General features: G+C 47.1%; 30 protein-coding genes. 29 read left to right on the forward strand and 1 reads right to left on the reverse strand.

Annotated elements, in window-relative coordinates:
- Nucleotides 1-3 precede the first annotated feature (3 nt).
- Genes KCTCHS21_RS08610 through KCTCHS21_RS08630 form a run of 5 tightly spaced genes read left to right on the forward strand, consistent with a single transcriptional unit; the run spans nt 4 to nt 4,900 of the window.
- The gene (locus KCTCHS21_RS08610; protein ID WP_130606803.1) at nt 4-1,314 is read left to right on the forward strand and encodes an AAA family ATPase; all 1,311 of its coding nucleotides are present in this window, start codon (nt 4-6) and stop codon (nt 1,312-1,314) included.
- A complete protein-coding gene (locus KCTCHS21_RS08615; protein WP_130606805.1) occupies nt 1,314-2,390 on the forward strand; it encodes an ATP-binding protein in 1,077 nt (358 codons plus the stop codon). The genes KCTCHS21_RS08610 and KCTCHS21_RS08615 overlap by 1 nt, the downstream gene beginning before the upstream one ends.
- 21 nt (nt 2,391-2,411) lie before the next feature.
- Entirely contained in the window at nt 2,412-3,002 is a 591-nt protein-coding gene (locus tag KCTCHS21_RS08620; protein ID WP_130606807.1) for a hypothetical protein, read from the forward strand.
- A 9-nt stretch (nt 3,003-3,011) separates the two neighbouring features.
- Nucleotides 3,012-4,592, forward strand: a complete 1,581-nt coding sequence (locus tag KCTCHS21_RS08625) for a DEAD/DEAH box helicase (protein ID WP_130606809.1) — start codon at nt 3,012-3,014, stop codon at nt 4,590-4,592.
- Nucleotides 4,593-4,630: 38 nt separating this feature from the next.
- Nucleotides 4,631-4,900 (forward strand): hypothetical protein, encoded by a 270-nt coding sequence (locus KCTCHS21_RS08630; RefSeq protein ID WP_130606811.1) that lies wholly within the window; start codon nt 4,631-4,633, stop codon nt 4,898-4,900.
- A gap of 279 nt (nt 4,901-5,179) precedes the next feature.
- On the opposite strand, the gene KCTCHS21_RS08635 is transcribed toward KCTCHS21_RS08630, so the two are convergent.
- The gene (locus KCTCHS21_RS08635) at nt 5,180-5,404 is read right to left on the reverse strand and encodes a hypothetical protein (RefSeq protein ID WP_130606813.1); all 225 of its coding nucleotides are present in this window, start codon (nt 5,402-5,404) and stop codon (nt 5,180-5,182) included.
- An 81-nt stretch (nt 5,405-5,485) separates the two neighbouring features.
- Here KCTCHS21_RS08635 and KCTCHS21_RS08640 point away from each other — a divergent pair, with 81 nt between their 5' ends.
- The 24 genes from KCTCHS21_RS08640 (at nt 5,486) to KCTCHS21_RS08755 (ending at nt 25,558) form a co-directional block, all read left to right on the forward strand.
- Nucleotides 5,486-7,747, forward strand: a complete 2,262-nt coding sequence (locus tag KCTCHS21_RS08640) for an AAA family ATPase (RefSeq protein WP_130606815.1) — start codon at nt 5,486-5,488, stop codon at nt 7,745-7,747.
- A gap of 287 nt (nt 7,748-8,034) precedes the next feature.
- Entirely contained in the window at nt 8,035-8,415 is a 381-nt protein-coding gene (locus tag KCTCHS21_RS08645; protein ID WP_232058125.1) for a RusA family crossover junction endodeoxyribonuclease, read from the forward strand.
- Between the two features lie 3 nt (nt 8,416-8,418).
- Nucleotides 8,419-8,658, forward strand: a complete 240-nt coding sequence (locus tag KCTCHS21_RS08650; protein ID WP_130606819.1) for a hypothetical protein — start codon at nt 8,419-8,421, stop codon at nt 8,656-8,658.
- A gap of 18 nt (nt 8,659-8,676) precedes the next feature.
- Nucleotides 8,677-9,201: a hypothetical protein gene (locus KCTCHS21_RS08655; protein ID WP_130606821.1), complete on the forward strand. Its 525-nt coding sequence runs from the start codon at nt 8,677-8,679 to the stop codon at nt 9,199-9,201.
- A gap of 443 nt (nt 9,202-9,644) precedes the next feature.
- Nucleotides 9,645-10,229 carry a transposase gene (locus KCTCHS21_RS08660; RefSeq protein WP_130616410.1) on the forward strand — a complete coding sequence of 195 codons (585 nt, stop codon included), beginning with the start codon at nt 9,645-9,647 and terminating at the stop codon, nt 10,227-10,229.
- Entirely contained in the window at nt 10,222-11,616 is a 1,395-nt protein-coding gene (gene terL / locus KCTCHS21_RS08665) for a phage terminase large subunit (protein ID WP_130606823.1), read from the forward strand. The genes KCTCHS21_RS08660 and terL overlap by 8 nt, the downstream gene beginning before the upstream one ends.
- 3 nt (nt 11,617-11,619) lie before the next feature.
- Nucleotides 11,620-11,808 (forward strand): hypothetical protein, encoded by a 189-nt coding sequence (locus tag KCTCHS21_RS08670; RefSeq protein ID WP_130606825.1) that lies wholly within the window; start codon nt 11,620-11,622, stop codon nt 11,806-11,808.
- Nucleotides 11,795-13,300, forward strand: a complete 1,506-nt coding sequence (locus tag KCTCHS21_RS08675) for a capsid protein (protein WP_130606827.1) — start codon at nt 11,795-11,797, stop codon at nt 13,298-13,300. Before KCTCHS21_RS08670 ends, KCTCHS21_RS08675 begins: the two co-directional genes overlap by 14 nt.
- Complete coding sequence (locus tag KCTCHS21_RS08680) at nt 13,297-14,442, forward strand: phage minor capsid protein (RefSeq protein ID WP_130606829.1); 1,146 nt, start codon at nt 13,297-13,299, stop codon at nt 14,440-14,442. The genes KCTCHS21_RS08675 and KCTCHS21_RS08680 overlap by 4 nt, the downstream gene beginning before the upstream one ends.
- Before the next feature lie 141 nt (nt 14,443-14,583).
- A complete protein-coding gene (locus KCTCHS21_RS08685; RefSeq protein WP_232058127.1) occupies nt 14,584-15,240 on the forward strand; it encodes a phage scaffolding protein in 657 nt (218 codons plus the stop codon).
- A 29-nt stretch (nt 15,241-15,269) separates the two neighbouring features.
- Nucleotides 15,270-16,145: a capsid protein gene (locus tag KCTCHS21_RS08690; RefSeq protein WP_130606830.1), complete on the forward strand. Its 876-nt coding sequence runs from the start codon at nt 15,270-15,272 to the stop codon at nt 16,143-16,145.
- 35 nt (nt 16,146-16,180) lie between these two features.
- Nucleotides 16,181-16,474, forward strand: a complete 294-nt coding sequence (locus KCTCHS21_RS08695; RefSeq protein ID WP_130606832.1) for a hypothetical protein — start codon at nt 16,181-16,183, stop codon at nt 16,472-16,474.
- 4 nt (nt 16,475-16,478) lie between these two features.
- Entirely contained in the window at nt 16,479-16,844 is a 366-nt protein-coding gene (locus tag KCTCHS21_RS08700; RefSeq protein ID WP_130606834.1) for a head-tail connector protein, read from the forward strand.
- Complete coding sequence (locus KCTCHS21_RS08705; RefSeq protein ID WP_130606835.1) at nt 16,844-17,170, forward strand: hypothetical protein; 327 nt, start codon at nt 16,844-16,846, stop codon at nt 17,168-17,170. The genes KCTCHS21_RS08700 and KCTCHS21_RS08705 overlap by 1 nt, the downstream gene beginning before the upstream one ends.
- Nucleotides 17,170-17,547, forward strand: a complete 378-nt coding sequence (locus tag KCTCHS21_RS08710; protein WP_130606837.1) for a hypothetical protein — start codon at nt 17,170-17,172, stop codon at nt 17,545-17,547. Before KCTCHS21_RS08705 ends, KCTCHS21_RS08710 begins: the two co-directional genes overlap by 1 nt.
- Nucleotides 17,544-17,930 carry a phage tail terminator protein gene (locus tag KCTCHS21_RS08715; RefSeq protein WP_130606839.1) on the forward strand — a complete coding sequence of 129 codons (387 nt, stop codon included), beginning with the start codon at nt 17,544-17,546 and terminating at the stop codon, nt 17,928-17,930. The genes KCTCHS21_RS08710 and KCTCHS21_RS08715 overlap by 4 nt, the downstream gene beginning before the upstream one ends.
- Nucleotides 17,931-17,939: 9 nt before the next feature.
- Nucleotides 17,940-18,395, forward strand: coding sequence for a phage tail tube protein (locus KCTCHS21_RS08720; protein WP_130606841.1), 456 nt, complete (start codon nt 17,940-17,942; stop codon nt 18,393-18,395).
- A gap of 29 nt (nt 18,396-18,424) precedes the next feature.
- Entirely contained in the window at nt 18,425-18,727 is a 303-nt protein-coding gene (locus KCTCHS21_RS08725) for a hypothetical protein (RefSeq protein WP_130606843.1), read from the forward strand.
- 25 nt (nt 18,728-18,752) lie between these two features.
- Nucleotides 18,753-19,076 carry a Gp15 family bacteriophage protein gene (locus tag KCTCHS21_RS08730; protein WP_232058128.1) on the forward strand — a complete coding sequence of 108 codons (324 nt, stop codon included), beginning with the start codon at nt 18,753-18,755 and terminating at the stop codon, nt 19,074-19,076.
- 3 nt (nt 19,077-19,079) lie between these two features.
- Nucleotides 19,080-21,542 carry a phage tail protein gene (locus KCTCHS21_RS08735; RefSeq protein ID WP_130606847.1) on the forward strand — a complete coding sequence of 821 codons (2,463 nt, stop codon included), beginning with the start codon at nt 19,080-19,082 and terminating at the stop codon, nt 21,540-21,542.
- A complete protein-coding gene (locus tag KCTCHS21_RS08740; protein WP_130606849.1) occupies nt 21,539-21,907 on the forward strand; it encodes a hypothetical protein in 369 nt (122 codons plus the stop codon). Before KCTCHS21_RS08735 ends, KCTCHS21_RS08740 begins: the two co-directional genes overlap by 4 nt.
- A 2-nt stretch (nt 21,908-21,909) precedes the next feature.
- Complete coding sequence (locus KCTCHS21_RS08745; protein WP_130606851.1) at nt 21,910-24,339, forward strand: LamG domain-containing protein; 2,430 nt, start codon at nt 21,910-21,912, stop codon at nt 24,337-24,339.
- A complete protein-coding gene (locus tag KCTCHS21_RS08750; RefSeq protein WP_130606853.1) occupies nt 24,339-24,749 on the forward strand; it encodes a hypothetical protein in 411 nt (136 codons plus the stop codon). Before KCTCHS21_RS08745 ends, KCTCHS21_RS08750 begins: the two co-directional genes overlap by 1 nt.
- Nucleotides 24,749-25,558: a hypothetical protein gene (locus KCTCHS21_RS08755; protein ID WP_130606855.1), complete on the forward strand. Its 810-nt coding sequence runs from the start codon at nt 24,749-24,751 to the stop codon at nt 25,556-25,558. Before KCTCHS21_RS08750 ends, KCTCHS21_RS08755 begins: the two co-directional genes overlap by 1 nt.
- The last annotated feature ends 4 nt before the right edge of the window (nt 25,559-25,562 follow it).

Raw genomic sequence — 25,562 nt, forward strand, 5'->3', positions numbered from 1 at the left:
AGTATGATCAAAATTAATAAATTAGAAATCGAAAACGTGAAGCGCGTTAAGGCAGTCAAGATTGAGCCGACTGCTTCCGGATTGACGATAGTCGGTGGTCGTAATAACCAGGGCAAAACCAGTGTGTTGGATTCCATCGCATGGGGCTTGGGTGGCAACAAATATCGCCCTTCCCAACCCGATCGGGAAGGATCGGTTGTACCACCATTTCTGAGCATAACCCTTTCCAATGGGCTAGTGGTCGAGCGTAAGGGGAAGAACAGCGATCTGAAGGTCATTGATCCGAATGGGGTCAAAGGGGGTCAGCAGCTCCTTGATAGCTTCGTGGAAGAGTTGGCCATCGATCTGCCGAAGTTCATGAGCGCGAAGAGCGGAGAGAAAGCTAATATCCTTCTTCGGATTATCGGCGTTGGTCAGCAGCTACACGAACTTGAAGTCAAGGAACAGGAGATTTACAACAGGCGTCATACCATTGGGCAGATCGCAGACCAGAAAGCGAAGTTTGCCAAGGAGCAGACTTACTTCCCGGATGCACCGAAGGAGCCTGTTTCCGCTTCTGAGCTGATTCAGCAGCAACAAGGGATACTTGCTCGTAATGGTGAGAATCATCGTAAGCGTCAGCAACTTTTGCAGATTAAAACGCTTTACGGGAGTTTGTCTGAAGAGATTGTACATTTAAAAGAGAAGTTGCAGGCTGCTGAAGCTAGATTTGAGCAGACCGCTTATGACTTGGAGATTGCCAAAAAGGATTCCCTCGAATTGCAGGACGAGTCAACTGCTGAGTTGGAATCTAACATTCGTCAGATTGATGAGATTAACCGTAAGGTCAGGGCTAACCTGGACAAGGACAAGGCTGAGACCGACGCTAGCGATTACCGGGTCCAGTATGACCAGTTGACTGCTGCCATCAATGATATTCGCACGCAGAAGACGGACCTCTTAACTAACGCGAATTTGCCACTTGAAGGTTTATCTGTTGCAGAGGGTGAGCTGATTTACCACGGCAAAAAGTGGGATAACATGAGTGGTTCTGATCAGCTTAAAGTGTCTACTGCTATCGTGCGCAAGCTTAAACCCAACTGCGGATTCATCCTGCTGGACAAGCTCGAGCAAATGGATTTGGAGACGTTGAAAGAGTTTGGCCAGTGGTTGGAACAGGAAGGTTTGCAAGCTATCGCAACCCGCGTAAGCACGGGCGAAGAATGCTCCATTATCATCGAGGATGGTTATGTAGCTGGACAGGAAGACATTCAATTGCAAAAGCCACCCGGGGAAATTGATCCGGGTCCATCATGGAAAGTAGGTGAATTCTGATGCAAGTCATCAGCGGTAAGGTTCAGAAGGCAAAGAAGGTTGTTATATACGGTCCAGAAGGCATAGGGAAATCTTCGTTAGCAGCTCAGTTCCCGCGTCCAATCTTTATCGACACTGAGGGTTCGACCACGGAAATGAGCGTCGATCGTCTTCCTAAGCCGTCGAGCTGGGAAATGCTCAAGCAACAGGTGAATTGGGTTAAGCAGCAAGGTAATAGGTTTGGCTCTCTTGTCATCGACACGATAGACTGGGCGGAAATGTTATGCATTGAAAATGTGTGTGCATCGCATGGGAAAAATGGTGTTGAAGATTTTGGTTTCGGCAAGGGTTACGTTTACGTGGCGGAGGAGTTAGGACGATTTCTTAACTTACTTAGCGACGTCGTTGAATCAGGTATTCATGTCGTATTGACTGCTCATGCGCAGATCATTAAGTTCGAGCAGCCTGACGAGATGGGAGCCTATGATCGCTACCAGCTCAAGCTCGGGCAAAAGACCGGTTCAAGGACAGCGCCGCTCGTCAAGGAATGGGCTGATATGGTCCTGTTCGTCAATTACAAGACCTTTTCGGTTGCTGTTGACAAGGATGGTAAAAAGAACAAGGCGCAAGGCGGCATTCGTACCGTTTACGCAACGCACCATCCAGCCTGGGACGCGAAAAACCGCCATGGGCTTCCGGATGAGTTTCCGTTGGATTATACACAGATTGCTCATATCTTCAATGGAAGTGTTTCGTCTGTTACACAGCAGCCTGCGTCTACTCCGGTAACGCAGTATACGCCGCCGCCAGCAGTAGATACTTCATCACAATCGGTATCACAGTCGGCATCACCTCCACCGGCTACTGCTACAGGTGATCCGTTTCTGGCGAATATCCCACGTCCATTACTAGATTTGATGACCGCACATCAAGTTACAGATATAGAGATTCAGACTGTGGTGAGCAAAAAAGGCTATTATCCTTTCGATACGCCTATCGGTAATTATGATCCGACCTTCATCACTGGCGTACTGGTTGGTGCATGGCAAAAGGTGTTCGAGATGATTCAGGAAGCACGTAAGGATTTGCCATTTTAATTACAACAGGAGGAATTATACATGAGTAATGAACGCGAATTAGGTTGGGACGATGAGATACAAAAGGACGGTGGGGGAGGTTTTACCCTCCTTCCTGCAGGAGACTATAACTTCACAGTGGCGAAATTTGAACGCAGCCGCTTTTCTGGTAGCGAAAAAATGCCGGCCTGCAATCAGGCAAAGATTGAACTAACGGTTCATTCTCCACAGGGGGATGTGATGGTCATGCACAATCTGTTCCTGCATACGAAGACGGAAGGGTTACTGTCCAATTTTTTCTCAGCAATCGGGCAAAAACGCAAGGGTGAGCCTTTACGCATGAATTGGAATGCCGTTGTCGGGTCAAAAGGCCGTTTAAAGCTTGAGGTTCGAAACTACACGCATAAAGGCGAAGAACGTTCGAACAATCAGGTAAAGAGCTTTTATGCCTACGAAGATGCATTCCCAAATGGTCAGCCGCCGCAACAAACCTATCAGCAGCCGCCACAACAACAAAATAACCAACAACCTCAACATCAGCAATCCTATCAACAACCACAATATCAGCAGCCGAATAACCAAGCACCGTTTCCAGGTGCGCAAAACAGCGGGTTTACTCCCGGGCAGTTCTAGGGGGCGCCTATGGAACTCAGACCATATCAACAGGAGTCAAGGGTAAGTATCCAGGAAGAGTGGAAAAAAGGCGTTAAACGTACTTTGCTGGTGTTGCCTACTGGTTGTGGTAAGACGATAGTGTTTAGCAAGGTTATCGAAGATCGGGTGAGAGGGGGCGAGCGCGTGCTCGTCCTTGCCCATCGCGCTGAACTACTCGACCAGGCGTCAGACAAACTAAAGAAATCTACGGGCCTGCAATGCGCTACCGAGAAGGCTGAGCAGACATCGATCGGCAGCTGGTATCGCGTAGTGGTAGGCAGTATTCAAACGCTAATGAGAGATAAGCGGCTACAGCAATTTGCTGTAGATCACTTTGACACTATCATCATTGACGAAGCACATCATTGCTTATCTGATAGTTATCAGCGGGTACTGCAATATTTCGAACAGGCTAATGTACTAGGTGTAACAGCTACCCCTGATAGAGGAGATATGCGTAACCTGGGCTCGTATTTTGAAAGCTTAGCTTACGAGTACACGCTTCCGAAGGCGATCAAAGCCGGATATCTTAGCCCGATTAAGGCTATGACAATCCCGTTGCAGATTAACTTGTCAGCTGTTGGCCAGCAAGCCGGTGATTTCAAATCGGGGGACTTGGGCACAGCATTGGATCCATATCTGGATTCGATTGCTGCGGAGATGTGGAAAGTGGCCAAGGATAGGAAAATCGTTGTCTTTCTTCCGTTGGTTAAGACTAGCCAGAAATTCACGAATATTCTGAATTCAATTGGATTCAGAGCTGCAGAGGTTAATGGAGAGTCGCAGAATCGAACTGAGATTTTGGAAGATTTTGATGAAGGTAAGTATAACGTTCTATGCAATTCCATGCTGCTTACTGAGGGATGGGATTGCCCAAGTGTTGATTGCGTTGTTGTCTTGCGCCCTACTAAGGTACGCAGCTTGTATAGCCAGATGGTTGGGCGAGGTACCCGACTATTTCCGGGAAAAACTGAATTGTTGTTACTAGATTTCTTGTGGCATACGGAACGGCATGAACTTTGTCACCCTGCCCACTTGATTGCGGAGAATGAAGAAGTTGCCCAGGCTATGACCAAGCAGATCGAGGCTGCAGGTGTGCCGCTCGACTTGGAATCTGTCGAGAAGCAAGCTGCTGAAGATGTGATTGCCCAACGTGAGGAAGCATTGGCAAAGCAGCTGGCCGAAATGAAACGTCGTAAACGGGCATTAGTTGATCCGTTGCAATTTGAGATGAGCATTCAAGCAGAGGACTTGGCCAGTTATGTGCCATCGTTTGGATGGGAGATGTCGCCGCCAAGTGAGAAACAGCTCCAAACTCTCGAGAAGCTGGGTATTCTACCTGATCAAGTTGATAATGCAGGCAAAGCAACAAAGCTGCTAGAGCGACTGGATAAACGGCGCGAAGAAGGGCTTACTACGCCGAAGCAGATCCGTTTCCTTGAAGGTAAAGGATTTGAACACGTGGGTACCTGGTCATTCGAAACGGGAAAGAATTTGATCGATCGTATTGCCGGCAACGGATGGCGCGTTCCGGAAGGTATTAATCCGGCTGAATATCGTGGGGAGTAGTAGACACATTATGTGAAATAGAGAGGGGGATAAACGACATGATCAAACTTACAGGAGAATACAACAAGCCAGTCTATATTGCGCCTGAACAAATAACTGCAGTAAATCAACATGAGAGCATAAAGACATTTGTGAGCACGGTAGACGGTGGATTCGTGGTCACGGATTCACCGGAAGTAATAGCCCGAACGATACTAGATTATAAGTTAACGATACTTAAGTATCAAGCTGCTGTTAATGTTGGGGATTTCAAACAGGCTTCAATAGTCCATGAGTCGTTGAAGATATTCGCTGGTCTGGAGGGATAGGCATGGGAGGGGTAAAGGTTGAGTACGGTTATTAGCGATAAATACCATACAGCTCATATATGGCATTGGTGCGTGAATTGCCGAAGAGCTATCTTGCCCAGTCAAAGATACCGAAGGATTTTCGGATCGGCATACAGTTCAGACAAGAAACGTGAAATGAAAATTTGTTCTGATTGCACGAGTGAAAAAGAAGATGGTCATACAGTCTTGATTTTGAACACCAACTGAATACGGAAGGACATAAGGGGTAGAGCAGAGCCCTCCCCTTATGGTTGAATACTATCCTTGAGTTTTAGTGGTAAATTTAAGTTTTGTCATTACATTATTAACTTTTTTTACCGCTTTATTCAGCTCGTAAGTTGCTTTGTTTGTAGCACAATTTAATGATTCAGACGCATAAATTTTTGCTGCTCTGCCATTTATGCTCGGGTGCTCTTCCAGATATTTTCGTGATTCGTCTGATATTAATATTTTTTCTAGTTCTTCATTAGAGATATTAGCCATTATCTTCACCTACCTTAAATTTTGTATTTTATTTTTCCGCATGTATTGATTTTTATTCCACCAAAGGAGATCAATGAGTAAATGGAACATAAATTAGATCTCATTGCGTTGTTGGGCTACGTCGATCCGTCGCGCTTGGATTACCAGGAATGGCTCAATGTCGGCATGGCACTTAAGCACGAGGGGTATACCGCAAGCGATTGGGAAATTTGGAGCAGGCGTGACGGCGGGCGCTATCATCCGGGCGAGTGCTTCAAGAAGTGGTCCGGATTTGAGGGTAGCGGAATAACTGGAGCTACCATAACGCAGATGGCCAAGGATAACGGGTGGATGCCACGATCTGCCTATGACCGTGAAGATCACCACGAACTGGGATGGGAAGACGAGATCACAGGTGGTGATTACGTAGTTGTTGATAAGAATTGGATCGAAGGCAAGGAGATCCACGAGCCAGCTACATGGAATCCTGTCCAGCAGTTGACCACATACCTTTCTACGCTGTTCGAAGCATCTGAAAATGTTGGTTATGTGACAGACACTTGGCAAAACGATGAAGGAAAGTATTTACCGACAAAAGGTGCATCTGACCGAACGGCGGGTGAGCTGATTCAACTGCTCAATCAATGTGATGGTGATATAGGTTCTGTAGTGGGAGATTACAAGTCAGAAGCCGGCGCTTGGATCCGATTCAATCCACTCGACGGTAAGGGTGTAAAAAACGATAACGTGACCGAACACCGTTATGCGCTCGTAGAGTCGGACACCATGGACATCGAAAAGCAAAATGCGATCATGCGGGAGTTGGAGCTGCCAATAGCCGTAATGGTATACAGCGGAGGGAAGAGCCTTCACGCCATCGTACGTGTGGATGCAGCCAACTATGATGAGTACCGTAAGCGTGTGGATTATCTTTACAACGTCTGTAAGAAAAACGGATTGAACATCGATAATCAAAACCGTAATCCGTCCAGGTTGTCGCGAATGCCAGGGATCGAGCGTAATGGGAAAAAGCAATTTATTGTTGATTCTAATATCGGTAAAGCGAACTGGGCTGAGTGGCATGAATGGATCGAGGGTGTAAACGACGATCTTCCGGATCCGGAGAGCTTGACGGATTACTGGGACAACATGCCGAAATTGGCACCGCCTTTAATCCATGGTTTACTTCGGCAGGGTCATAAGATGCTCATGGCCGGTCCGTCAAAGGCTGGTAAGTCGTTTACGCTCATTGAACTGAGCATCGCCATAGCTGAAGGTTTGGAGTGGTTGGCTTGGCAATGTACGCAAGGTAAAGTGCTGTACGTAAATCTTGAGCTGGATAGAGCCAGCGCCTTGCATCGCTTTAAGGATGTGTACACGGCGTTGGGGGTTGCACCTAACAATATCCGCAATATCGATATCTGGAACTTGCGTGGTAAGACCGTTCCTATGGACAAGTTGGCGCCTAAGCTCATACGTCGATCAGCTAAAAAGGGATACATTGCGGTCATCATCGATCCGATTTACAAGGTACTGACGGGTGACGAGAACAGCGCGGATCAGATGGCCCACTTTACCAACCAGTTTGATAAGGTGGCCACGGAGCTGGGTGCCAGTGTCATATACTGCCATCATCATTCCAAAGGGTCCCAAGGCGGCAAGAAGTCCATGGATAGAGCTTCAGGCAGCGGCGTATTCGCACGAGATCCGGACGCGCTAATCGATTTAGTAGAGTTGGAGATCACGGAGGCGCTGCTCAAGCAAGAGGAGAACAAGGCCGTGTGTGCCGTGTACAAGCGGTACTTTCAGCAGCACAATCCTTCATACCTGCGCGATTCTGTCTCTCAGGACGATGTGCTCAGTGCTAAGGCGATGGAGGATCATGCTAAACGTGCCATCTACGACACAGAGCAAGCAGCCGCCCAAGAAGAGATTAAACGAGTGCTGCAGAGCGTTCGAATCCGATCAGCCTGGCGCGTGGAAGGCACGCTGCGCGAGTATCCGAAGTTTGCCCCCGTCAATATGTGGTTTCAGTATCCGATTCATAAACTTGATCAATCAGGCAGCCTGAAGGACATCGATCCGGAAGGGGAGTCGTCTGCACCACCTTGGCAGAAAGGTGCAAACAAACGTAAGGATAAGGCCAAGGAAGAGCGGCGGAGCAAGGCAGAGGAGTTTGAGGACGTTGTCAACAACTGCAACGTAGGCGATCCGCCAACGGTAAAGGATATAATTGATTGGTATTCCGGTACCGGTAAAGAGGTTGCTGAACGCACTGTAAGGGACTGGGTCAAGAAATTTGGCTACGTAATCGACCGAAATAACGGCAACGTCATTGTAAAAAGTGACGGCGGTGACCTTTAATTCCCCGCAATGAAAATTATGCCGTACGGCGGCGGCAATCATGTCTTTATGGTCAATGCCGTTCGGCGGAATATACGTTTTTAAGGTTTATGCCGAACGGCGGGGATTTGCTACGTCATGGTGGACGCCGTACGGCGGCGGGGAGCCTATATATAAATATATAGGGATAGGGAGGGGCGTGACGCAAGCGCCCCTCCCCCTCCCCCTGATATTTAAACGAAAATCTGCCGCTGACAAAAGTTGAAAATGAAAGTTGGTGACACAACAACACGATGACTGAATTCTTCATGCCTATGAAATCACCGCCAACAATCACGCACCAACAAAAGCAGGTTACAGTTGTGGACGGAAAGCCTGTCTTTTATGAACCACCTGAGCTGAAAGCGGCTAGGGCCAAGTTGATGGCACACCTTGGACAGCATGTGCCAGCGCGTAAATATACAGGAGCTGTCAGGCTGACGGTTAAGTGGTGCTTTCCAATCACCGGCAAACATGTTGATGGTGAATACAAGTACACTAGTCCGGATGCAGGGAATTCTAACAAACTGTTGGAAGACTGTATGGAGGACCTTGGATATTATAAAAATGACGCTCAGATCGCTAGTTTAATCGTCGAAAAGTTCTGGGCGAAGCTGCCCGGAATCTATATCAAGATCGAAGAGCTATAGCCTATGGATTATAAAGCGTTTTTCAGCGATGTGATGTTATGGATTGGACAAGCGAATCAAGCAGCCTCTCGATACGGAATGGAGAGCCCCGACTTTTGGAAGTGGGTTGCCGATTCATCTGGTAAGCTGTGCAAGAAATACCAGGATAACCGACTGGCCATCAAGCAAATGGTTATGCTGATCGAATGGCTCGAAGAAGTGCACGACAAAGGAAAAAATCGTAAAGCAGGGGACTCAACTTAGATACGGGGAGGGATAGAAATGGACAACACGGCATTGGTCGAGCAGATTACGAAGACAGCGGTGCAAGCTGCTCTCGAGTACATGGAAAACGAGAAGCATCGGAAACAGAAAGCTAATCGAGATCAGCGTCTCAGAAATACGAAACTACTGCTCAAGAACTATCGGTCGTTTATTGCTCATTGCGATGAGCTGCAGGAGAAGCTGTCTGCTATTCAAGAAGCTGAAACGCTGAATGAGCTGCATACGGAAGATTATGCGGTCGAGTCGATCAAACGTAGCAAGAAGAGGACAATGGTCATGACGAGGTTTATTCAGCAGATGGTTGGTGTATATCGATCGATGTGTGAATCATCTGGAACACCCGAGGACTCCAGGCGATATAAAATCATTGACGCGCTGTACATTTCAGATGAGAAAATGACCGCAGAACAACTTGCTGAATGTCACAAAATAGATTTGCGGACTGTATACAAAGACATTAATAATGCCGCTAAAGCCTTATCAGTATTGGTTTTTGGGGTAGATGGGATTCAATTTGATTAGTTCGAAATCAGGGCAAAAAGAGGGCATTTTAAGGGCAATCAATACGTGGTAATATGATATTGTGCAATAATAATACTTCTGACTAGGTCGTCCAAATACGGGCGGCCTATTCTTTTTATTCGGCTGCATCGCTGTAACTCCTCCTGCTGCGTATCGGGGCAGTTCGGTGTGGCTCCCGATAATAACAAAAAACCACGGAATTAGTCCGCGGTATCAGTCTGTGGCAGAATCTATCTACGGGCAAGATGATTAATCCATGTGCGAACAGCTTTTAGTTCGCTTTCTAATTGAGTTACACGATTCTCTAAAAGTGCATTTCTTTTTGCATGTCTGCGCCCCATATAGACCCACCTCCAATCTAGTAATATTTTACCAGATTGATAGAGGAGAAACTAGTATATTGTCGACTATGGTCGAAGAGTACCTGAAAGGAGTTGTCCATGATGGCAGGAGAACGGAAATCAAAGTATCATTCACATGTTGAGCCTAAGCTCCTGCTGATCGAAGCGTGGGCGCGAGACGGGGCGATTGAAGAGGATATCTCGAAGAAACTCGGAGTTGCCTACTCTACTTTCAAAATCTACAAGGATAAATATTCGGCTTTATCGGCTGCCTTAAAAAGGGGCAAGGAGGTTGCTGACGTTGAAGTCGAGAATTCGTTGTTCAAGCGGGCAATCGGATATGAGTATACCGAAAAAAAGTATGTTCAAGTTGAGATGTCAGAGGAAGAATACGACTTGCATCAGCAGATAGCCGTTAACAGATACAAGTTAGATCATCCAGAAGCCACTATGATTGAATTACGTGCTATTGAACTAGGTGTAACACGTTACAAGATGATGTTGGTAGAGGAAAAAACAAAAGAGGTTTCTCCTGATACTACGGCTCAAATCTTTTGGCTCAAGAATCGCAGACCGGATAAGTGGCGAGACAAACAGGAAGTCAATCACAGCGGCAGCGTGGATGTTAATAACCCTTATTCCGGACTCACAACGGATGAGCTCAGGAAGCTGATCCGCGATGGTTGATTTAGAGGTAATTAAGCGAGGGGCTAAGATTGAGCTCGCCAGGCGCGAGTTCTTTTATTTCTGTCAGGCAATGGCTCCGGATTTCTACCGGAGTGATCGTCAATATCTCATCGAGCTCGGTAACGAGATGCAGGACTTCTACCAGTCCGATGATGACATATTGATCGTTAACGAGCCGCCACGCCACGGTAAGAGCCGTACAGCTTCCATGTTCGCCCAATGGGTATTAGGCAAAAACGGCAATGAGAAGGTCATGACAGGCTCATACAACGAGACGCTGTCAACCACGTTCTCCAAGGCTGTGCGCGACGGAATAGGTACCGCCAAAGCTGATGAGAACATGATCGTTTATAGCGACATATTCCCCCATACACGAATTAAGCGCGGAGATGGAGCAATGAACCTGTGGAGCTTAGAGGGTGGCTATAACAACTACCTAGCTACGTCTCCTACGGGCACAGCTACTGGGTTCGGTGCAACATTGTTGATCATAGATGATTTAATTAAGTCAGCGTTGGAAGCGAACAATGCCGAGGTCCTGCAGAAGCACTGGGAATGGTTCACGAACACGATGCTCAGCCGGCTAGAAGAGGGCGGCAAGATCATCATTATCATGACCAGGTGGGCATCAGGCGACTTAGCTGGACGAGCATTGGAACATTTCGCAGCTGAGAAAAAGAAAGTACGGCATCTGAGCATGAAGGCATTGCAGGATGATGGCACAATGCTTTGCGCTGAAGTCCTTTCCCGCGAGAGCTACGACATGAAGGTTCGTGCAATGGGTGAGGACATCGCCAGTGCGAACTATCAGCAGATTCCAATTGATATCAAAGGTAAGCTATACAGCAGCTTCAAGACATACGAGCAGCTGCCGGCAGACGCCCAAGGCAGCCCATTATTTACGGGTATCTACTCTTACTGTGACAGTGCCGATCAGGGCGATGATTACTTATGCAATATCATCTGGGGCGTGTACCAAAGAGAGGCATACGTTCTGGATGTCATATATACCAAGCAACCGATGGAGATCACGGAGCCCGCTGTCGCGCAGGCTCTTTTTACGTTGCAGGTTAATAAAGAGCGCATTGAATCCAATAACGGTGGCCGCGCATTTGCCCGTAATATCAAGCGAATATTGGAGCAAGAGCTTAATAGCAATCGGACGGATGTTAGCTGGTTCCATCAAAGTAAAAACAAAGTAGCCCGAATTAACTCGAATGCTACCTGGGTGATGCAGCATGTCTATTACCCAACTAATTGGCGTGATCGTTGGCCGGATTACTATAAGGCGATGACGTCATATCAGCGTGAAGGTAAGAATGCACATGATGACGCACCAGACGCTACAACAGGAGTAGCGGAAACGATGTACTTATTAGGAGGGTGAGAAATGGATTACACTAAACCGCCGCTTGGACTTGTTCCGCGCTATATAAGAGCCCAGCAAAGGCTGGAGGAGATCAAGGATGCGGTATCGAGACGCATGGAAAGGAACCTTGAAATCCCGCTGGAATGGATCGAGGAATACAACAAGTTAGCAGCAAGCGGAGACTGGAGGGGCGAAAGTGGGGTGGTTTAAGAGTATGCTCATGAAAATGCTGCGGATTAACCCAGCTCCTGAGAATAGGATCATTACGATAACGGAGCCGCTAAGCTATCGTACTAACGTTTTACGTAATCGGCTTTGGTATCGTGGTGATCCTTCCGAGTTGGATCAGTTTTACAAACAGACAGCTAATGACGCAGTTAGCAAGTCGCGCTTCTGGGCTGCTGTTCCTAGCCCGGATCTTACCATTCGGAAGATCCATTCAGGCTTACCGGCAATGGTAGCAGAGAGACTATCTGATATCGTTATCGCAGATCTGGACAAGATCGAGTTAAAGCAGCATGAAGCCATTACAGAAATATGGGATCAGATCGAAAATGACAACGACTTCGATGAGCTGCTAGGCGATGCCATTATCGATACCCTCGTGGAAGGTGACGGCGCGTTTAAGATTACGCTGGATCCGGAAGTGACTGAATACCCGATCATTGAGTTCTATAGCGGCGACCAGGTAGAGTACAAACGGACACGCGGGAGACTCCAAGAGGTCTTGTTCTACACGGATTACACGGCCAACTCTAAGGACTATCGGTTGGAGGAGACGTTTGGACGCGGTTATATCAGATATCGGCTGCTGAATTCGGACGGTAAAGAAGTCCCGTTGGCTATGGTTCCTGAAACCGCTGGACTAAATCCGGTGACGTACCCAAGCGATTTTATAATGGCCGTGCCACTTCGATTCTTCAAGTCCAAGAAATGGCCTGGGCGTGGTAAATCGATATTCGAAAGTAAGTCTGACAGCATCGATGCGCTGGACGAGGTAATCAGTCAATGGTTGGACGCTATCCGCGCCGGACGAGTGCAGAAATACATTCCTGAGGATCTGATCCCTAAGAATCCCGAGAACGGCAGGCACATACGTCCTAATCCATTTGATAATCAATTTATCAAGATTGGATCCACATTGTCCGAAGATTCTAAGGGTCAAATCGACATGGTTCAACCTGCTATTTTGTATGAGGCATTTGTCGCGTCCTATGCAAGCGCGCTGGATATGTGTTTGCAGGGGATAATGAGCCCGTCTACGCTAGGGATCGACCTTAAGAAGACAGACAATGCAGAAGCCCAGCGCGAGAAGGAAAAAGCCACACTATATACCAGGGGTAAGATCATCGAGCGGTTAAACGAGGTGATCCCGCAGCTGGTCGATGTCGTGTTAAAGGTATACGACACGATGCGTAACAGAACTGCAGGCGTATACGAGACTACTGTCAAGTTCGGAGAGTACGCCAGTCCGTCATTTGACGCGGTAGTGGAGACGGTCGGTAAGGCACGGACGTATCAGATCATGTCAATCGAGCGTGGCGTCGAAGAATTATACGGTGATTCCTGGACCGACGACGAGAAGGCAGAGGAAGTGGCGCGGTTAAAGGCGGAGCAGGGAATTGTAGTTGTTGATGAGCCGGAGATTAATCGTGATCCTCCTCCTGATGAGCCCGGCGGTTCTGGTGGCGGTGGAGAATGAGCGCGTACGATGTAAAGCAAATATTCATCGATATGGAGCAGGACCTGATTAACAATATGCGCCGGAACCTTGCCCGTCATGAAGCCGAGGAAGCAGAATTGGGGTTCAACTGGGAACAATGGCAGCAACGTAAGATTGAGTCGCTGCAACGATACCGCAAGGAGAACCGGTTAATAATCAACAGGCACGGGACACAGGTCGATGCAGAGACAGGTGAGCTGCTTAAGGGGTCGTTTCTCGGAGGTGCGCAGAAGGCTGATGCAAAATTGTACAAAGCATCATATATCCAACGCATCGCCAGCAAGCTTACTGAGCCGATCACGCGAGTTGACGGTACTGATAGCACATTCTTTCAGATCAACGATCGCCGGCTTAATGCTCTTGTAACTGCCGTCACACAGGATCTGCAACGAGGGCGTTTTGCTATGTTACGTCAAGCTGATGACGTTTATCGTAAGACCATTTTTCGTTCTCAAATGTATTACAATTCCGGAGCAGTGACAGTAACTAAAGCAATCGATATGGCCACTCGGGATTTTCTGGACCGAGGTTTCAATTGCATCACGTATAGCGATGGCCGTACTGTTGATATTGCCGCTTACTCGGAGATGGTGCTGCGTACGTCTGCTATGCAAGCGTCCTTTGCTGGTGAGGGTGCACGGCGTAGCGAGTGGGGTATAAACACAGTTGTCGTATCCACACATGGGAATTGCTCTGATCGATGTATGCCGTGGCAAGGTAGAGTTTACATTGATGACGTTTACGGTAGCGACAATGGTAATGGCGGGGATTACCCCTTACTATCAACAGCTGTTGGTGGCGGGTTGTTTGGTCCTAACTGCCGTCATAATTCAGGGACATACATCCCTGGTGTCAGTTCCGAACCTGAACAGGTAGATGAAGGTAAAGCCGAAGATCTTTACGATGCCGAGCAGAAGCAGCGGTATATGGAGAGACAGATCAGGCAGTACAAACGGCGCGAGATTGGCAGCGTCGACCCGGATAATCAGGCTGCAGCAGCTGATAAAGTCAAACAGTGGAAAGGGAAGCTTACGAACCACTTGGACGAGTATCCGGATCTAAGGCGCGATCGTTCCCGCGAACGTATCGGTAACAGATATGTTCCACCGGTTGCGAATTGATTTTGGAGGTGAGTCTGTTGGCAAATAGTGTCCTTATTACGCTTATCATCTGCTCCACTATAGTGGTTATCAGTTTGATTAATAGACGACGCAAGTAAATAGCTTTTAGGTTAGGCTCTCGCTGAGACTGCGGGAGCCTATTTGCTCGTTAGCCGGAGCATCACGGCCACTCTAGCTGGCACTTACCAGCATAAAAAAGTATGGAGGTCATGGGATATGGAATGGTTGAAAGAGTTGCTTAAAAAAGCAGGGATTGAAGATGCAAAGATAGATGGGCTTGTTGGTGACATCAATAAGGAGATCCCGAAGTATCTCATCCCGAAAGACAAGTACAACGATCTGGCTACAGCCAAGACGAAGCTGGAGACCGACCTGGGTGAACGTGACAAGCAGCTCGAGACTCTCAGTAAGACCGCTGGTGCCAGCGAAGAGCTGAAGAAGGAAATCACACAACTGCAGACGGCTAATACGGCTGCTGCGGAGAAACACGCTTCCGAGCTTAAGGCGTTGACGCTGACTAATGCGATTAAGTCTGCTTTGAATGGCAAGGTGCATGATGAGTCCCTCGTTGCTGGTCTCTTTGATAAGGAGAAGCTGGTCATTGACGGGGATAAGGTCGTTGGTCTGGATGATCAGCTCAAGGGACTGCAAGAGTCCAAAGCGTTCCTCTTCAAGACTGAGAGCGCCGGATCTGGTGGCGGGTCGGGTTTCAAAGTGGGTGGCAGCGGTGGTAGTGGTGGTGGAGCAGCAACAAATGAGCAGCTCGCCAATATCTTCGGTGTAGCGGCTCAGAAGTAAAATCAAATTGAACGAGGAGTGATTTGCAAATGCCTACTAACTATGTAGATAGTTTTCAAACAGTACTAGAACAAAAATATTCCCGTGAGCTCACCTCAGCTGATCTCACGACACAAAGCGCCATTTTTGTTGGCGCGAAGACGATCAAGATTCCTCGTCTAGATGTGGGCGGGTATAAGGATCACAACCGTGCAGGCGGTTGGAACCGCCAGGTAATCAGCAACGACTTCGAGTTTAAAGTTCTCGCGTTCGACCGCGATGTAGAATTTTATGTAGACGCAATGGACGTAGATGAAACCAATCAGATCCTGTCGGCAGCCAATACGACGAATGTTTTCGAAGAGGAGCAGGCGATTCCAGAGCTCGACAAGTACCGGTATTCCAAAATCTATTCTGACTACGTGGCGTTTGGCAAGACTCCTGATAAAACGGTGCCTGACCTCGACAACGTCCTTAAAATTTTCGACAAACTGATGAAGAAAATGGACAATGCCGAGGTGCCGCAGGAAGGTCGGATCTTGTACGTTACGCCAGATATGCAGGAACTATTGAAACAGGCTAACGATCTTCGCCGTGTCGTCCTCGTCGGAAATAACAACGGGGTAGTGGACCGCGCTGTCCGCAGTCTTGACAGCGTGAAGATGGTCATGGTGCCGGACGGCCGCATGAAGACTGTCTACAACTTCACAAGCGGAGCCGTTGCTGGAGTTGGTGCGAAGCAGATCAACATGATCTTGATTCATCCGAAGGCGGTACTAGCGCCGATTAAACACAGCGCGATTTACTTGTGGGAACCAGGCAGTCACACAGGCGGGGACGGATACTTGTACCAAAACCGTCGTTACACGGATCTGTTCTTGATTAATCGTAAGGCAGACGGTATCCAAATAAACGTCGAGGCCTGATAACGGCTAATGCCAAATGAGAGGAGTAATACACAATGTTATATGCAATCAAAGGTAATAAGCAGCTGCAGATCGATCCGGCTGAGAAGGAAACGTACCTGAAGTTGGGCTACGATATCGCTGAGGTTGATGGAGATACGCTGAACGTCGTCGAGACATCGCCGGTTAAGACTATCCCTTATGTGGACTATAAAAGGCTGCAGGACGAGAACGAATTGTTGAAGGAGCAATTGGCCGGCGCTGGTGAAGGGGCGGATAAGGAAATCAAGGCCCTGAAGGAAAAGCTGGCCGAAGCGAACAAGAAGCTGAAGGAAGCAACGGGCGGGTGATCGCATGGCCTACGCAACGGATACTGATTATGCGGAGTACGGTGAGGGTGTAATCCCTGCAGATAAGCTGGATAGTGCGCTTAGTAGGGCCAGTGATCAGTTGGACAGCCTGACATATAACCGGATTGTGGCGAGGGGGTTCGATGACCTCTCGCCGTTTCAGCAGCTCAATGTGACCAAAGCGGTGTGCCAGCAAGCGGACTTTTGGTACAAGTATGGCGACTTTCTTAATATGCCTCTCGCGGGATATAGCGCCGGTAGCGTTTCCTTGTCATTTAAAGCGATCCAAGGTGCAGGCGGCATCCAGACAACGGAGAACGTAGTCAATCTGCTCAAGCCAACGGGCCTGACGAATAGGGGGCTAAGCTAATGCTTGGTAAGCTACCTTTTCCACATTGGATCCTGGTAACACCCGTTAAGGTATACCAAACTGAATTGTCAGAAGACGGGGAGTCTGTCGAGGAGTTAATCTTCGATGGGCTCTCTTGCTATGACGAGAAGATTAAGCAGACGCTTGATGCTGAGCGTCGCCTAGTCTCGCTCTCCGGGAAAGTCATCATCGAAGGTGACATTAACCCGGATAAGCTAATCGAAGGTGTTGTTCAGATCGGCAATGTTAAGAAGACGATCTTTCGTTCTGTTCGCCCGCGTAACCCAGACGGCACCGTATTTTCGACGGAACTGGAGTTGGTGTAATGAAGGTACGCACATCCATGAACAAAGGCGCGATCAGGCAATTGTCCGCAGCTCAAATCCAAGCGCTTAAAATGACGGCCGATGCGCTCAAGACGGAAGTCATGAACGCCGCTGTTGTTCCCAAGCAAAGTGGCGAACTGGAACGAAGCGCCCACATAGACGAGTCCCGAGCAGACCAAGGGCTGGTCAAATTGGTATACGACACGCCATATGCGCGGCGCTTGTATTTCCATCCGGAACTTAACTTCCGAACGGATAAGAATGCCAATGCCCATGGTAAATGGCTGGAGCATTGGATCATCGGAGGTAAGAAGGACTTTGCGGCAAAGGCATTCCGGAAGATATACCGGATGATTACGAGAGGGACTGTACGATGAGGCTGGCAGAGGTAAGGGATTGGCTTAAGACTCAAGTCGTTAGCCCTCAGTGGTACATCGGGAAGATAGACGGTAGCAAGCAGCAATGCATTGGCTTGTACAACGTAAACGGATCCGCGCCAGTGATTGCTGTAGGAGGCTTGGATAATACGTCATACGGGATTAAGTCTATTTCCATCCTCGTCCACTGGACCAAGAATGCGGATACAGCTGAGGTTAAAGCCCAGGAGGTCTATGCTGCATTGTTTGGCCAGTCGGCAACGATCGATGGAAAGCGGGTCGTCATGTTCCAGATGAGGCACCCTGAACCGCTCAGCGTTGGCACTGATTCAGAGGGCGTTTATGAGTACGTCATTGAAACGACAATTTACTATGAAAGGTAGGTTTTGCAAATGGCAGGTTCTGCGCCTACGGGAGTTTTCCCGGTCCATAACAACAAATTCAAAATCAACACGAAGGGGCGGGTTACGGCTCCTTCCAATATGGCTACTATTAAAGACCTGGAAACGTTCGGTCTTTCGGTAGAATCTAACACGGAAGAATGGACTCCAATGGATATGGAGGGCTGGGCACGTCAAGCTGTAACAGGTAAAAAGCTTACGGTATCGTTCTCGGGTAAACGTCATTACGGAGATCCAGGCAATGACTACGTCGGCGGTCTGCTTTTGGCTACAGGCCAGGGCGTTGAATCGCAGTTTGAGTGGGAGCTGCCGAACGGTGCGAAGCTCATTATGGATTGCGTTATCAACTTGACGACTCCTGCCGGCGGCGATTCCACGAACATTGATGCGCTGGAGTTCGACATCCTTTCTGATGGTAAGCCTACCTTCACTCCACCATCAGCTTAATTCACAAATAAAATACGAGGTGATAATCAATGGCTAAAATCATCAATATTACGGATAAATTCAGTTCAGAACAACCGGTCATCCAGATTGGCGAGAAAGAATACCCCATTGAAGCTACTATGGAAGCGGTCTTTATGTTTGAAGAGAAGGCTTCGCAAGGTAATCGGGGGGCATTTGAAGCTATCGAAGCTGCTCTGGGCAAAGAAGCCACAATAGAGCTTAATCTAAACAAACTTACGGTAAAGCAATTCAAAGTCTTGACGACAGCTATTGCGGCGGCCATGCAAGATATGACATACGAGGAAGCCGCTGCCCGATTTCAAACAAGATAGCGATAACAACAGGTCTTTTTACGACTTGCATGAGGATTGGCATCTAATCGAATCAAGTATGGCCAAGCAGTACGGCATTCGGATTAGGCAAGAAAAGCATATGCCCTGGTCGGAATTTGTTTCTTTGGTTTCGGGGTTGATGGCAGACACACCTCTGGGTCAGATCGTAGCGATTAGAGCGGAGAAGGACCCGAAAGCCATTAAGTCGTTCACTGTGGACCAGAGGCGGATCTACAACGACTGGAGAAGCAAGAGCGCCAAGAAACATTTAGAGAATCCAGAGAAGCTGGACCAGCAGATGGACGAAATAAGCAAAATGCTGGCTTTAATGTTCGGGAAAGGAGGTTGATTTATGTCCGCTAGTGTTGGTCAAGTTGACTTAGACCTCGGATTAAATTACAGCAAATTCGATAAACAGCTCAACGGTATATCGAGCACCGCCACCAATAAGGTAGGCGGTGCTTTTAAGAAGTTGGCGGTAATTATCGGCGGAGCTTTTGCAATAAAAAAGATGTTTGATTTTGGTAAGTCGGCAGTAGCTGCTGCTGATGAGGTAGCTGTAAGCGAAACGAAGTTGACAACTATTATGCGCCAGAGAATGGGCGCTACAGATGCGGCAATACAGTCTGTTAAGGATCTGACTGCAGCGCAGGAGGCTTTAGGGGTAGTAGATGCAGCTTCTCAGATTGCAGGAGCTCAGGAACTTTCTACCTACCTTGAGTACAGCTCTACGCTGAAAACGTTGATACCTGTAATTAACGATCTATCTGCTCAACAATACGGCTTAAACGCCTCCTCCGGACAGGTTGTCGGTATGGCCACAATGGTCGGTAAGGTCATGGACGGTCAGGTTGGCGCTCTATCTCGTTACGGCTTCACATTTGACGCAGCTCAAGAGAAGATTCTTAAATACGGCAATGAGGCTCAACGGGCTGCACTCCTCGCGGAGATTGTTAAGGACAGCCTGGGCGACATGAACGCTGCTCTAGGTGCTACTCCCGAAGGTAAAATGAAACAACTATCTTTTACATTGGGGGCAATAAAGGAAGAAATCGGCAGAGGTATTAAGCCAATGCTTCAAGCTGTTCTCCCTTATATTCAAGCAGTCGCTAACGCTTTTCTCAAAGCAGCTCAGTATGCAACGGCCTTCTCCAACGCGATATTCGGAACGAACAAAGCGGTTACTGCTTCAGCTGGAGTGGCAGCAAAGGCTGAGGCAGGTATGGGGGAAGCTGTTAAAAAAGCGGGTAAGAAAGTAAAAAATTCCTTGAACAGCTTTGATGAGTTAAATGTAATAACCCAAGCTACCGCAGATAATATGGACGGTATCGCAGGTGCTGACGTAGGGGGTGTAGATTTAGGGGGCGCTATGCCTGATTTAACTCCTGAGATTGATACGTCAAGGTTCCAGCCCTTCCTTGATATGCTTAGCGACATAAAGAACGGGGCTATATCTATAGCACAATACTTTGCAACCGAGTTTGGTCCTCCAATACAAACAGCCATAGATAGCCTTCTTGTACCTCTTCATTCTTGGAAAACTACGCTATGGGATACGTTCAACGAGATTGGCGGCTTAGGAGAACCGTTCAAAGCTTGGTTATCAGGCGATCTTGTACCATACATGAAGTTATGGATTGTCACAGCAGGAGACTTATGGGCAGGACTTTTGGAAAGTGCCGAAACTGTGTTCAAGGATATCAAGGACGCTGTTATGCCTATATTGTCTTGGTTTGTAACTGATGGACTACCCTTGGTTACAAACTTCGCTACAGGAGCTTTAATAATTTTCAAGTCTATATTTGACGGAGTTAAACACATATTCGATACCTTATGGTCAGAGGGCGTGAAACCGGGACTCGATCTGGTATCAAAAATCATAGTCGATACTCTGGGTATCATAAAAGGCTTTTGGGATACTTTTGGCGGCGATATCGTAGAAGGTATACAAAAAGCAATAGATGGGGTTGTGTCTATATTCGATAGCTTGTGGGAAGGATTCCTCAAGCCTATATGGGACAACTTGATAAAAGGTATGACTTGGCTTTGGGAGAAACATCTAAAGGGTCTAGTCGAGCAAGTAACAATTTTCGTTGGTAAGTTGGTTACCGGGGCTTTAGACATCTTCAATAAATTTATTGTTCCTATTGTTAACTTCCTCGTAAAGACTCTTGGCCCAACCTTCGCTGATATCTTCAGCTTTATTGGAGACGTAATAATGACTGTCGTAAGCGTTGTAGTTGACGTAGCCAAGTCTATATTCAAGATATTAGGCGGTATCGTTGACTTCATCGTAGGGGTATTTACAGGAGACTGGAAGAAAGCTTGGGGCGGAATCAAGGATATATTCAGCGGCATATTTGACGGGGTTGTAGCTATATTCAAAGGCGGTATCAACCTCATAATAGACGGGTTGAACTTCCTGATACGTTCTATGAACAAGATACACTTCGACATACCTGATTGGGTTCCAGGCATAGGCGGTAAGGGTTTCGGCATCAACATTCCTGAGATTCCTAAGCTTGCAAAAGGTGGTTTAGTAGGTGCACCGACTCTAGCTATGGTAGGAGACAATAGAAACGCTGCAGTTGATCCGGAGGTAGTAACTCCTCTCTCAAAACTACAAGATATGCTTGGAGCTAGTAACCAGATGGTTGTAGAGGTCTTGTATATGATTCTGGACGCGCTTGAGCGACTAGATCTCTCCGTGGACATTGACGGTGAGCGGCTAACGAGGGTAATTAGAGGACTGCTGAACAAAGAAAACGGAAGAGTTGGTAAAAGCTCAGTTACGGTAGGAGGCATACCAGTATGATGACTATAGTTAGGAACGGGGTAACAAAAGCAGCGCCTCCCCATTCATTATATGAAGCTATACTCAACCCGCAACAAAAGTCTGCTGAGAGAAACGGAAACGGTAGGTTGAATAGGGAGACTCTGCCCGATAAGTGGTCTATAAATCAAGAATGGGAGTTCGCTACTCCTCAAGAGTTTTACGACTGGTTCAACTATCTCAAGAGCTTAACCAGAATAGACTTCACCGCAAATTTCCCAGCACCAACAGGCAGGATTGAAACAGCAATCTTCTATGTAGCTCCTATATCGGCTAAGATGATCAACTATTCTAGGGGTGCTGGCGGTTGGTGGAAAACTCTGAAATGTAACTTCGTGGAGGTGTAGACTTGTTACCTACTTCTGATCAATACAAAAGAGCGGTAGTATCGGGTAACAGGTCTTCAGCCGCGATAATACTATTTGGGGTATATGACGTAACGGCTAAGGATGACGCTACCTTAACAGCAGCGTCTCAGCCGTTTACCTCGATTAACGCCGTTAAAGGAGATGTAAGAGAACCGGACTACAGAGCAGGTACTTTTGAGCAGGATTACCTAAACTTGGACGGCAGTTTCTATCTGATGCCTGACAACGTTAATCCGGCTCAAGATATATTGGGTTGGTGGTCTCAGCAGATGTCTAATTCACAAGGAACCTTTGATGAAGTTGACTGGGGCTTGAGCTTTAAGCAAACCGATTACGTTAGCGTACCTTACGACAGCAGACAGAACCTGACAAGCGTATTGAGTTTGGAGACTTGGATAAAATTCATAGACCAAGACAACCGCGTAATAATTGAAAAGAGTAATAACAATACTCATTTTCAGTTTCAATCGTTACAAGTTAATCAGGGATCGTTAGGCGCGGCAGGAAGAATAGCGTTTATGGTTTCTACGCAGCCGGGGGATTGGGTTACTAACGGGTCTGTAGCGACTACACTAGCTTTGAATGACGGCAAATGGCATCATTTAGTCGGTACTTACGACAAAGCCTCAAAAACTGCAAAGATTTATGTAGACGGTGTGCTAAACAATACGAATACAAACATCACAAATGTTCCTACATCAAACACAAGCCCGTTGCTAATAGGCTCAAGATCGGGAGTGTCTGGTTTTGGAGGTTCTCTGAAAGAGATAAGACTTTGGAATAAAGCTCTATCGTTGTCTGAGATTCAATACTCCATGACAAATAGCTTAACAGGTAGCGAGTCCGGTTTGGTCGGTTATTGGAGGTTGAGAGAGAAATCAGGCATATACGCAGCAGATTCCTCTCCTACAACAAACAGAGGAACGTTGGTTAACTCTCCTGATTGGATTCAATACATTCCAACGATAACTATACAGTTCGCGTCTCTCCACAGCAGCTTGGGTATCGGTTTATTCTTCGGGTCTAGCGATTGTTGCTCAGAATTTGACGTAACTTGGTACAGAGGCGCTTCCCTTATCGGTTACAAACAAGTAACAGATAATACCCTTCAAGATAGCAACGTGCCAATAGCAATAGAGAACTACAATAAGATCGTCATACGCTTAATCAAGACCGTAAAGCCCTACCGTTACGCAAGATTGATGGAGATAGGGTTTGGCTTGGAAGAAGCTTTTGATAATAACGAACTTACTATTGCTTCTATCACAGAGGAGATTGACCCAATAAGCTCGGCCTTGAGCGTAAATACGCTGAAATTCACGGTTTTGAATAAGAATCAAAGATTCAATATGCTCAACCCTGAAGGGGTATACGCGTTCCTGCAAAGACGCCAGAAGATAATAGCCAAAAGCGGTCTGTGGATGCCGGACGGTACTTATGAATACTTGCCTATGGGTACTTACTACCTGTCTGATTGGAAAAACGCAACAGGGCTAACAGCTACTTTGGAAGCCACCGACGTTATAGGGTTGCTAGATCGGACGACATACAGATCGTCTAAGTTCTGGGTTAATGAGCCAGTCGAGAACGTACTGCGTCATATACTCGACGATGCTGGGCAGTTTTCCTTGATAGTCTCCGCTTCAGCTGCGTCAGAGAAGGTAACGGGGTATATACCAGTGAAGAGCCACCGAGAAGCGATTTCTAATGTCTTAACGGCAACGAGAAACACTCTCAGAGTAGGGCGTAACGGGATTATTAACGTCATAAAAGTAGATTACGATACGGTTTTGGATACTATACGTAACGACACCTTGATAAGCGGCTCCCCTTCGATAGAGCAGAAGCCGCTAGTAACCTCGGTTGAAGCCAAGGAATACTCTTACGTACTATCACCTGATACTACTGAACTTAACAACTCAACGTTCAGCGTAGTAGGTACTCAAACAGTATTTATCGAATACGGCAAAGCAGCAGCAAACGTATCCGTAACGGTTACAGGATCGGGATCAATCGTAGGCTCCCCTGTATACTCAGCGGTATCAGTTAAGCTAACAATAACCGGAAATGGGTCTGTAACGGTTAAAGTAACAGGTAGAGCGTATACAGAAGCAGCAAGAACCGTAATAACTCAATTAGCGGTAATACCCGCAGGTGAGGTTCCCCAAACAGCTACAATCTCAGATAACAAGCTGATAACGGGAAATGGTTCTTTGGTAGCTACTCACGTATTGAACTACCTTCAGCGGCGTATATCGCAAAAGTTTGGCTATTGGAGTAATCCAGCAATACAAGCAGGGGATTGCGTATCAGTAGAGACAATGTTTGGTTCTAACCGTAGCGGCGTAGTGGAGCGTCAAGAAATAACCTTTGCTCCGAAACTAATAGCTACTCTGGAGGTGACGGGATAATGCCTTGGATGGGTACTGTAGTGTTTGACGGCGAAGTAAATAAATACTACAACGCCATAGACCTAACAAGAGAGCACGAAAACATCAAGTATATTCAAGAGCAGCTGGCTGCCAACGGAGTATATATCGCATTAACTTATCCTACTAAGTCTTGGGTAAGAACCGAATACCCAACGGTTACGGCGATAAACAGAACCAGGAAAAATATATTAGATATATATAACGGCTTTTATAAGCCTCCAGGCGCTCCTGATATAGCTGAGAACCCAGCAAGAAAGCAAATATTCAGCTACGCAGAGGCTAACAAACTTGAGCTGAGTTTACAACTTATCTACGATACGTTAAAGAGCTTGCTAGAGTCTTACAAATACTGTGGAACGTTTAGCTGCGGAGAGGAAGGGTTGTTGTAATGGCTTATACAAAAACAACTTGGAAAGATAGAGTTGTACAATTCGCTAGGAGATTTAAAAAGACTGGGGAGACTTCAACCGAAGTTACTCTAACACAAGATCCAGGCACAGTTACGGAAGCAGGAACTCCAGTCAACGCAGCAGCTTTGAATAAGATGGAGCAAGGGATTGCTGATGCTCATACTATAGCAGAGGCTGCACTACCTAAATATGGCGGTCAAATGACTGGGAAATTAACATCCAGAGCTACAACTGGAAAAATAGGAGATGCAACAGGAGATAGAGGCGGTATAGAAGCATATGGCGCGGGCGGTCCAAATGACGGCGCTTTTATTCAACTTCACCGCCCTGGTAATTATGCCGCTTACCTCGGATTAGACTTTGATAATAGGTTAAAGTTCGGAGGGTTCAGCGCTGGTAACAATGCTTGGGAGATATGGCACGACCAAAGATTAAGAGATAACGCAGGAGTGCTTGAATTTTTAACGGGAGGAGTGTGGAGACCAGTGGGAGGGATGAAAAACGTTCAAAGAGGTACTTATGCTTGGGGTCTGACTGCTTACGGCGTACCTCCCGGCGATTTTGATTGGAATATACCTAGAGATATAACGATATCTGCCGTCAACCCAGCAAAGTCTTGGGTACAAATAAGTGTAAGCTCTAGCGCAGGTTATAATAATATAGGGTTAGAGCTTATTAGAGGAGAACTTTTGAACGCAACAACGGTAAGACTTACGAGAGACAGCAGTTATTATTCAGCTGCTCACGGTATTATGAATATAGCATGGCAAGTAATGGAGTCCTACTGAGGAG

Source organism: Cohnella abietis (assembly GCF_004295585.1).
Taxonomy (GTDB): domain Bacteria; phylum Bacillota; class Bacilli; order Paenibacillales; family Paenibacillaceae; genus Cohnella; species Cohnella abietis.

Bases quoted from the DNA above. Each gene is read 5' to 3' on its own strand.
- KCTCHS21_RS08610 (WP_130606803.1), top strand. From the start codon at position 4: ATGATCAAAATTAATAAATTAGAAATCGAAAACGTGAAGCGCGTTAAG.
- KCTCHS21_RS08615 (WP_130606805.1), top strand. From the start codon at position 1,314: ATGCAAGTCATCAGCGGTAAGGTTCAGAAGGCAAAGAAGGTTGTTATA.
- KCTCHS21_RS08620 (WP_130606807.1), top strand. From the start codon at position 2,412: ATGAGTAATGAACGCGAATTAGGTTGGGACGATGAGATACAAAAGGAC.
- KCTCHS21_RS08625 (WP_130606809.1), top strand. From the start codon at position 3,012: ATGGAACTCAGACCATATCAACAGGAGTCAAGGGTAAGTATCCAGGAA.
- KCTCHS21_RS08630 (WP_130606811.1), top strand. From the start codon at position 4,631: ATGATCAAACTTACAGGAGAATACAACAAGCCAGTCTATATTGCGCCT.
- KCTCHS21_RS08635 (WP_130606813.1), bottom strand. From the start codon at position 5,404: ATGGCTAATATCTCTAATGAAGAACTAGAAAAAATATTAATATCAGAC.
- KCTCHS21_RS08640 (WP_130606815.1), top strand. From the start codon at position 5,486: ATGGAACATAAATTAGATCTCATTGCGTTGTTGGGCTACGTCGATCCG.
- KCTCHS21_RS08645 (WP_232058125.1), top strand. From the start codon at position 8,035: ATGCCTATGAAATCACCGCCAACAATCACGCACCAACAAAAGCAGGTT.
- KCTCHS21_RS08650 (WP_130606819.1), top strand. From the start codon at position 8,419: ATGGATTATAAAGCGTTTTTCAGCGATGTGATGTTATGGATTGGACAA.
- KCTCHS21_RS08655 (WP_130606821.1), top strand. From the start codon at position 8,677: ATGGACAACACGGCATTGGTCGAGCAGATTACGAAGACAGCGGTGCAA.
- KCTCHS21_RS08660 (WP_130616410.1), top strand. From the start codon at position 9,645: ATGGCAGGAGAACGGAAATCAAAGTATCATTCACATGTTGAGCCTAAG.
- terL (WP_130606823.1), top strand. From the start codon at position 10,222: ATGGTTGATTTAGAGGTAATTAAGCGAGGGGCTAAGATTGAGCTCGCC.
- KCTCHS21_RS08670 (WP_130606825.1), top strand. From the start codon at position 11,620: ATGGATTACACTAAACCGCCGCTTGGACTTGTTCCGCGCTATATAAGA.
- KCTCHS21_RS08680 (WP_130606829.1), top strand. From the start codon at position 13,297: ATGAGCGCGTACGATGTAAAGCAAATATTCATCGATATGGAGCAGGAC.
- KCTCHS21_RS08690 (WP_130606830.1), top strand. From the start codon at position 15,270: ATGCCTACTAACTATGTAGATAGTTTTCAAACAGTACTAGAACAAAAA.
- KCTCHS21_RS08695 (WP_130606832.1), top strand. From the start codon at position 16,181: ATGTTATATGCAATCAAAGGTAATAAGCAGCTGCAGATCGATCCGGCT.
- KCTCHS21_RS08700 (WP_130606834.1), top strand. From the start codon at position 16,479: ATGGCCTACGCAACGGATACTGATTATGCGGAGTACGGTGAGGGTGTA.
- KCTCHS21_RS08705 (WP_130606835.1), top strand. From the start codon at position 16,844: ATGCTTGGTAAGCTACCTTTTCCACATTGGATCCTGGTAACACCCGTT.
- KCTCHS21_RS08710 (WP_130606837.1), top strand. From the start codon at position 17,170: ATGAAGGTACGCACATCCATGAACAAAGGCGCGATCAGGCAATTGTCC.
- KCTCHS21_RS08715 (WP_130606839.1), top strand. From the start codon at position 17,544: ATGAGGCTGGCAGAGGTAAGGGATTGGCTTAAGACTCAAGTCGTTAGC.
- KCTCHS21_RS08720 (WP_130606841.1), top strand. From the start codon at position 17,940: ATGGCAGGTTCTGCGCCTACGGGAGTTTTCCCGGTCCATAACAACAAA.
- KCTCHS21_RS08725 (WP_130606843.1), top strand. From the start codon at position 18,425: ATGGCTAAAATCATCAATATTACGGATAAATTCAGTTCAGAACAACCG.
- KCTCHS21_RS08735 (WP_130606847.1), top strand. From the start codon at position 19,080: ATGTCCGCTAGTGTTGGTCAAGTTGACTTAGACCTCGGATTAAATTAC.
- KCTCHS21_RS08740 (WP_130606849.1), top strand. From the start codon at position 21,539: ATGATGACTATAGTTAGGAACGGGGTAACAAAAGCAGCGCCTCCCCAT.
- KCTCHS21_RS08750 (WP_130606853.1), top strand. From the start codon at position 24,339: ATGCCTTGGATGGGTACTGTAGTGTTTGACGGCGAAGTAAATAAATAC.
- KCTCHS21_RS08755 (WP_130606855.1), top strand. From the start codon at position 24,749: ATGGCTTATACAAAAACAACTTGGAAAGATAGAGTTGTACAATTCGCT.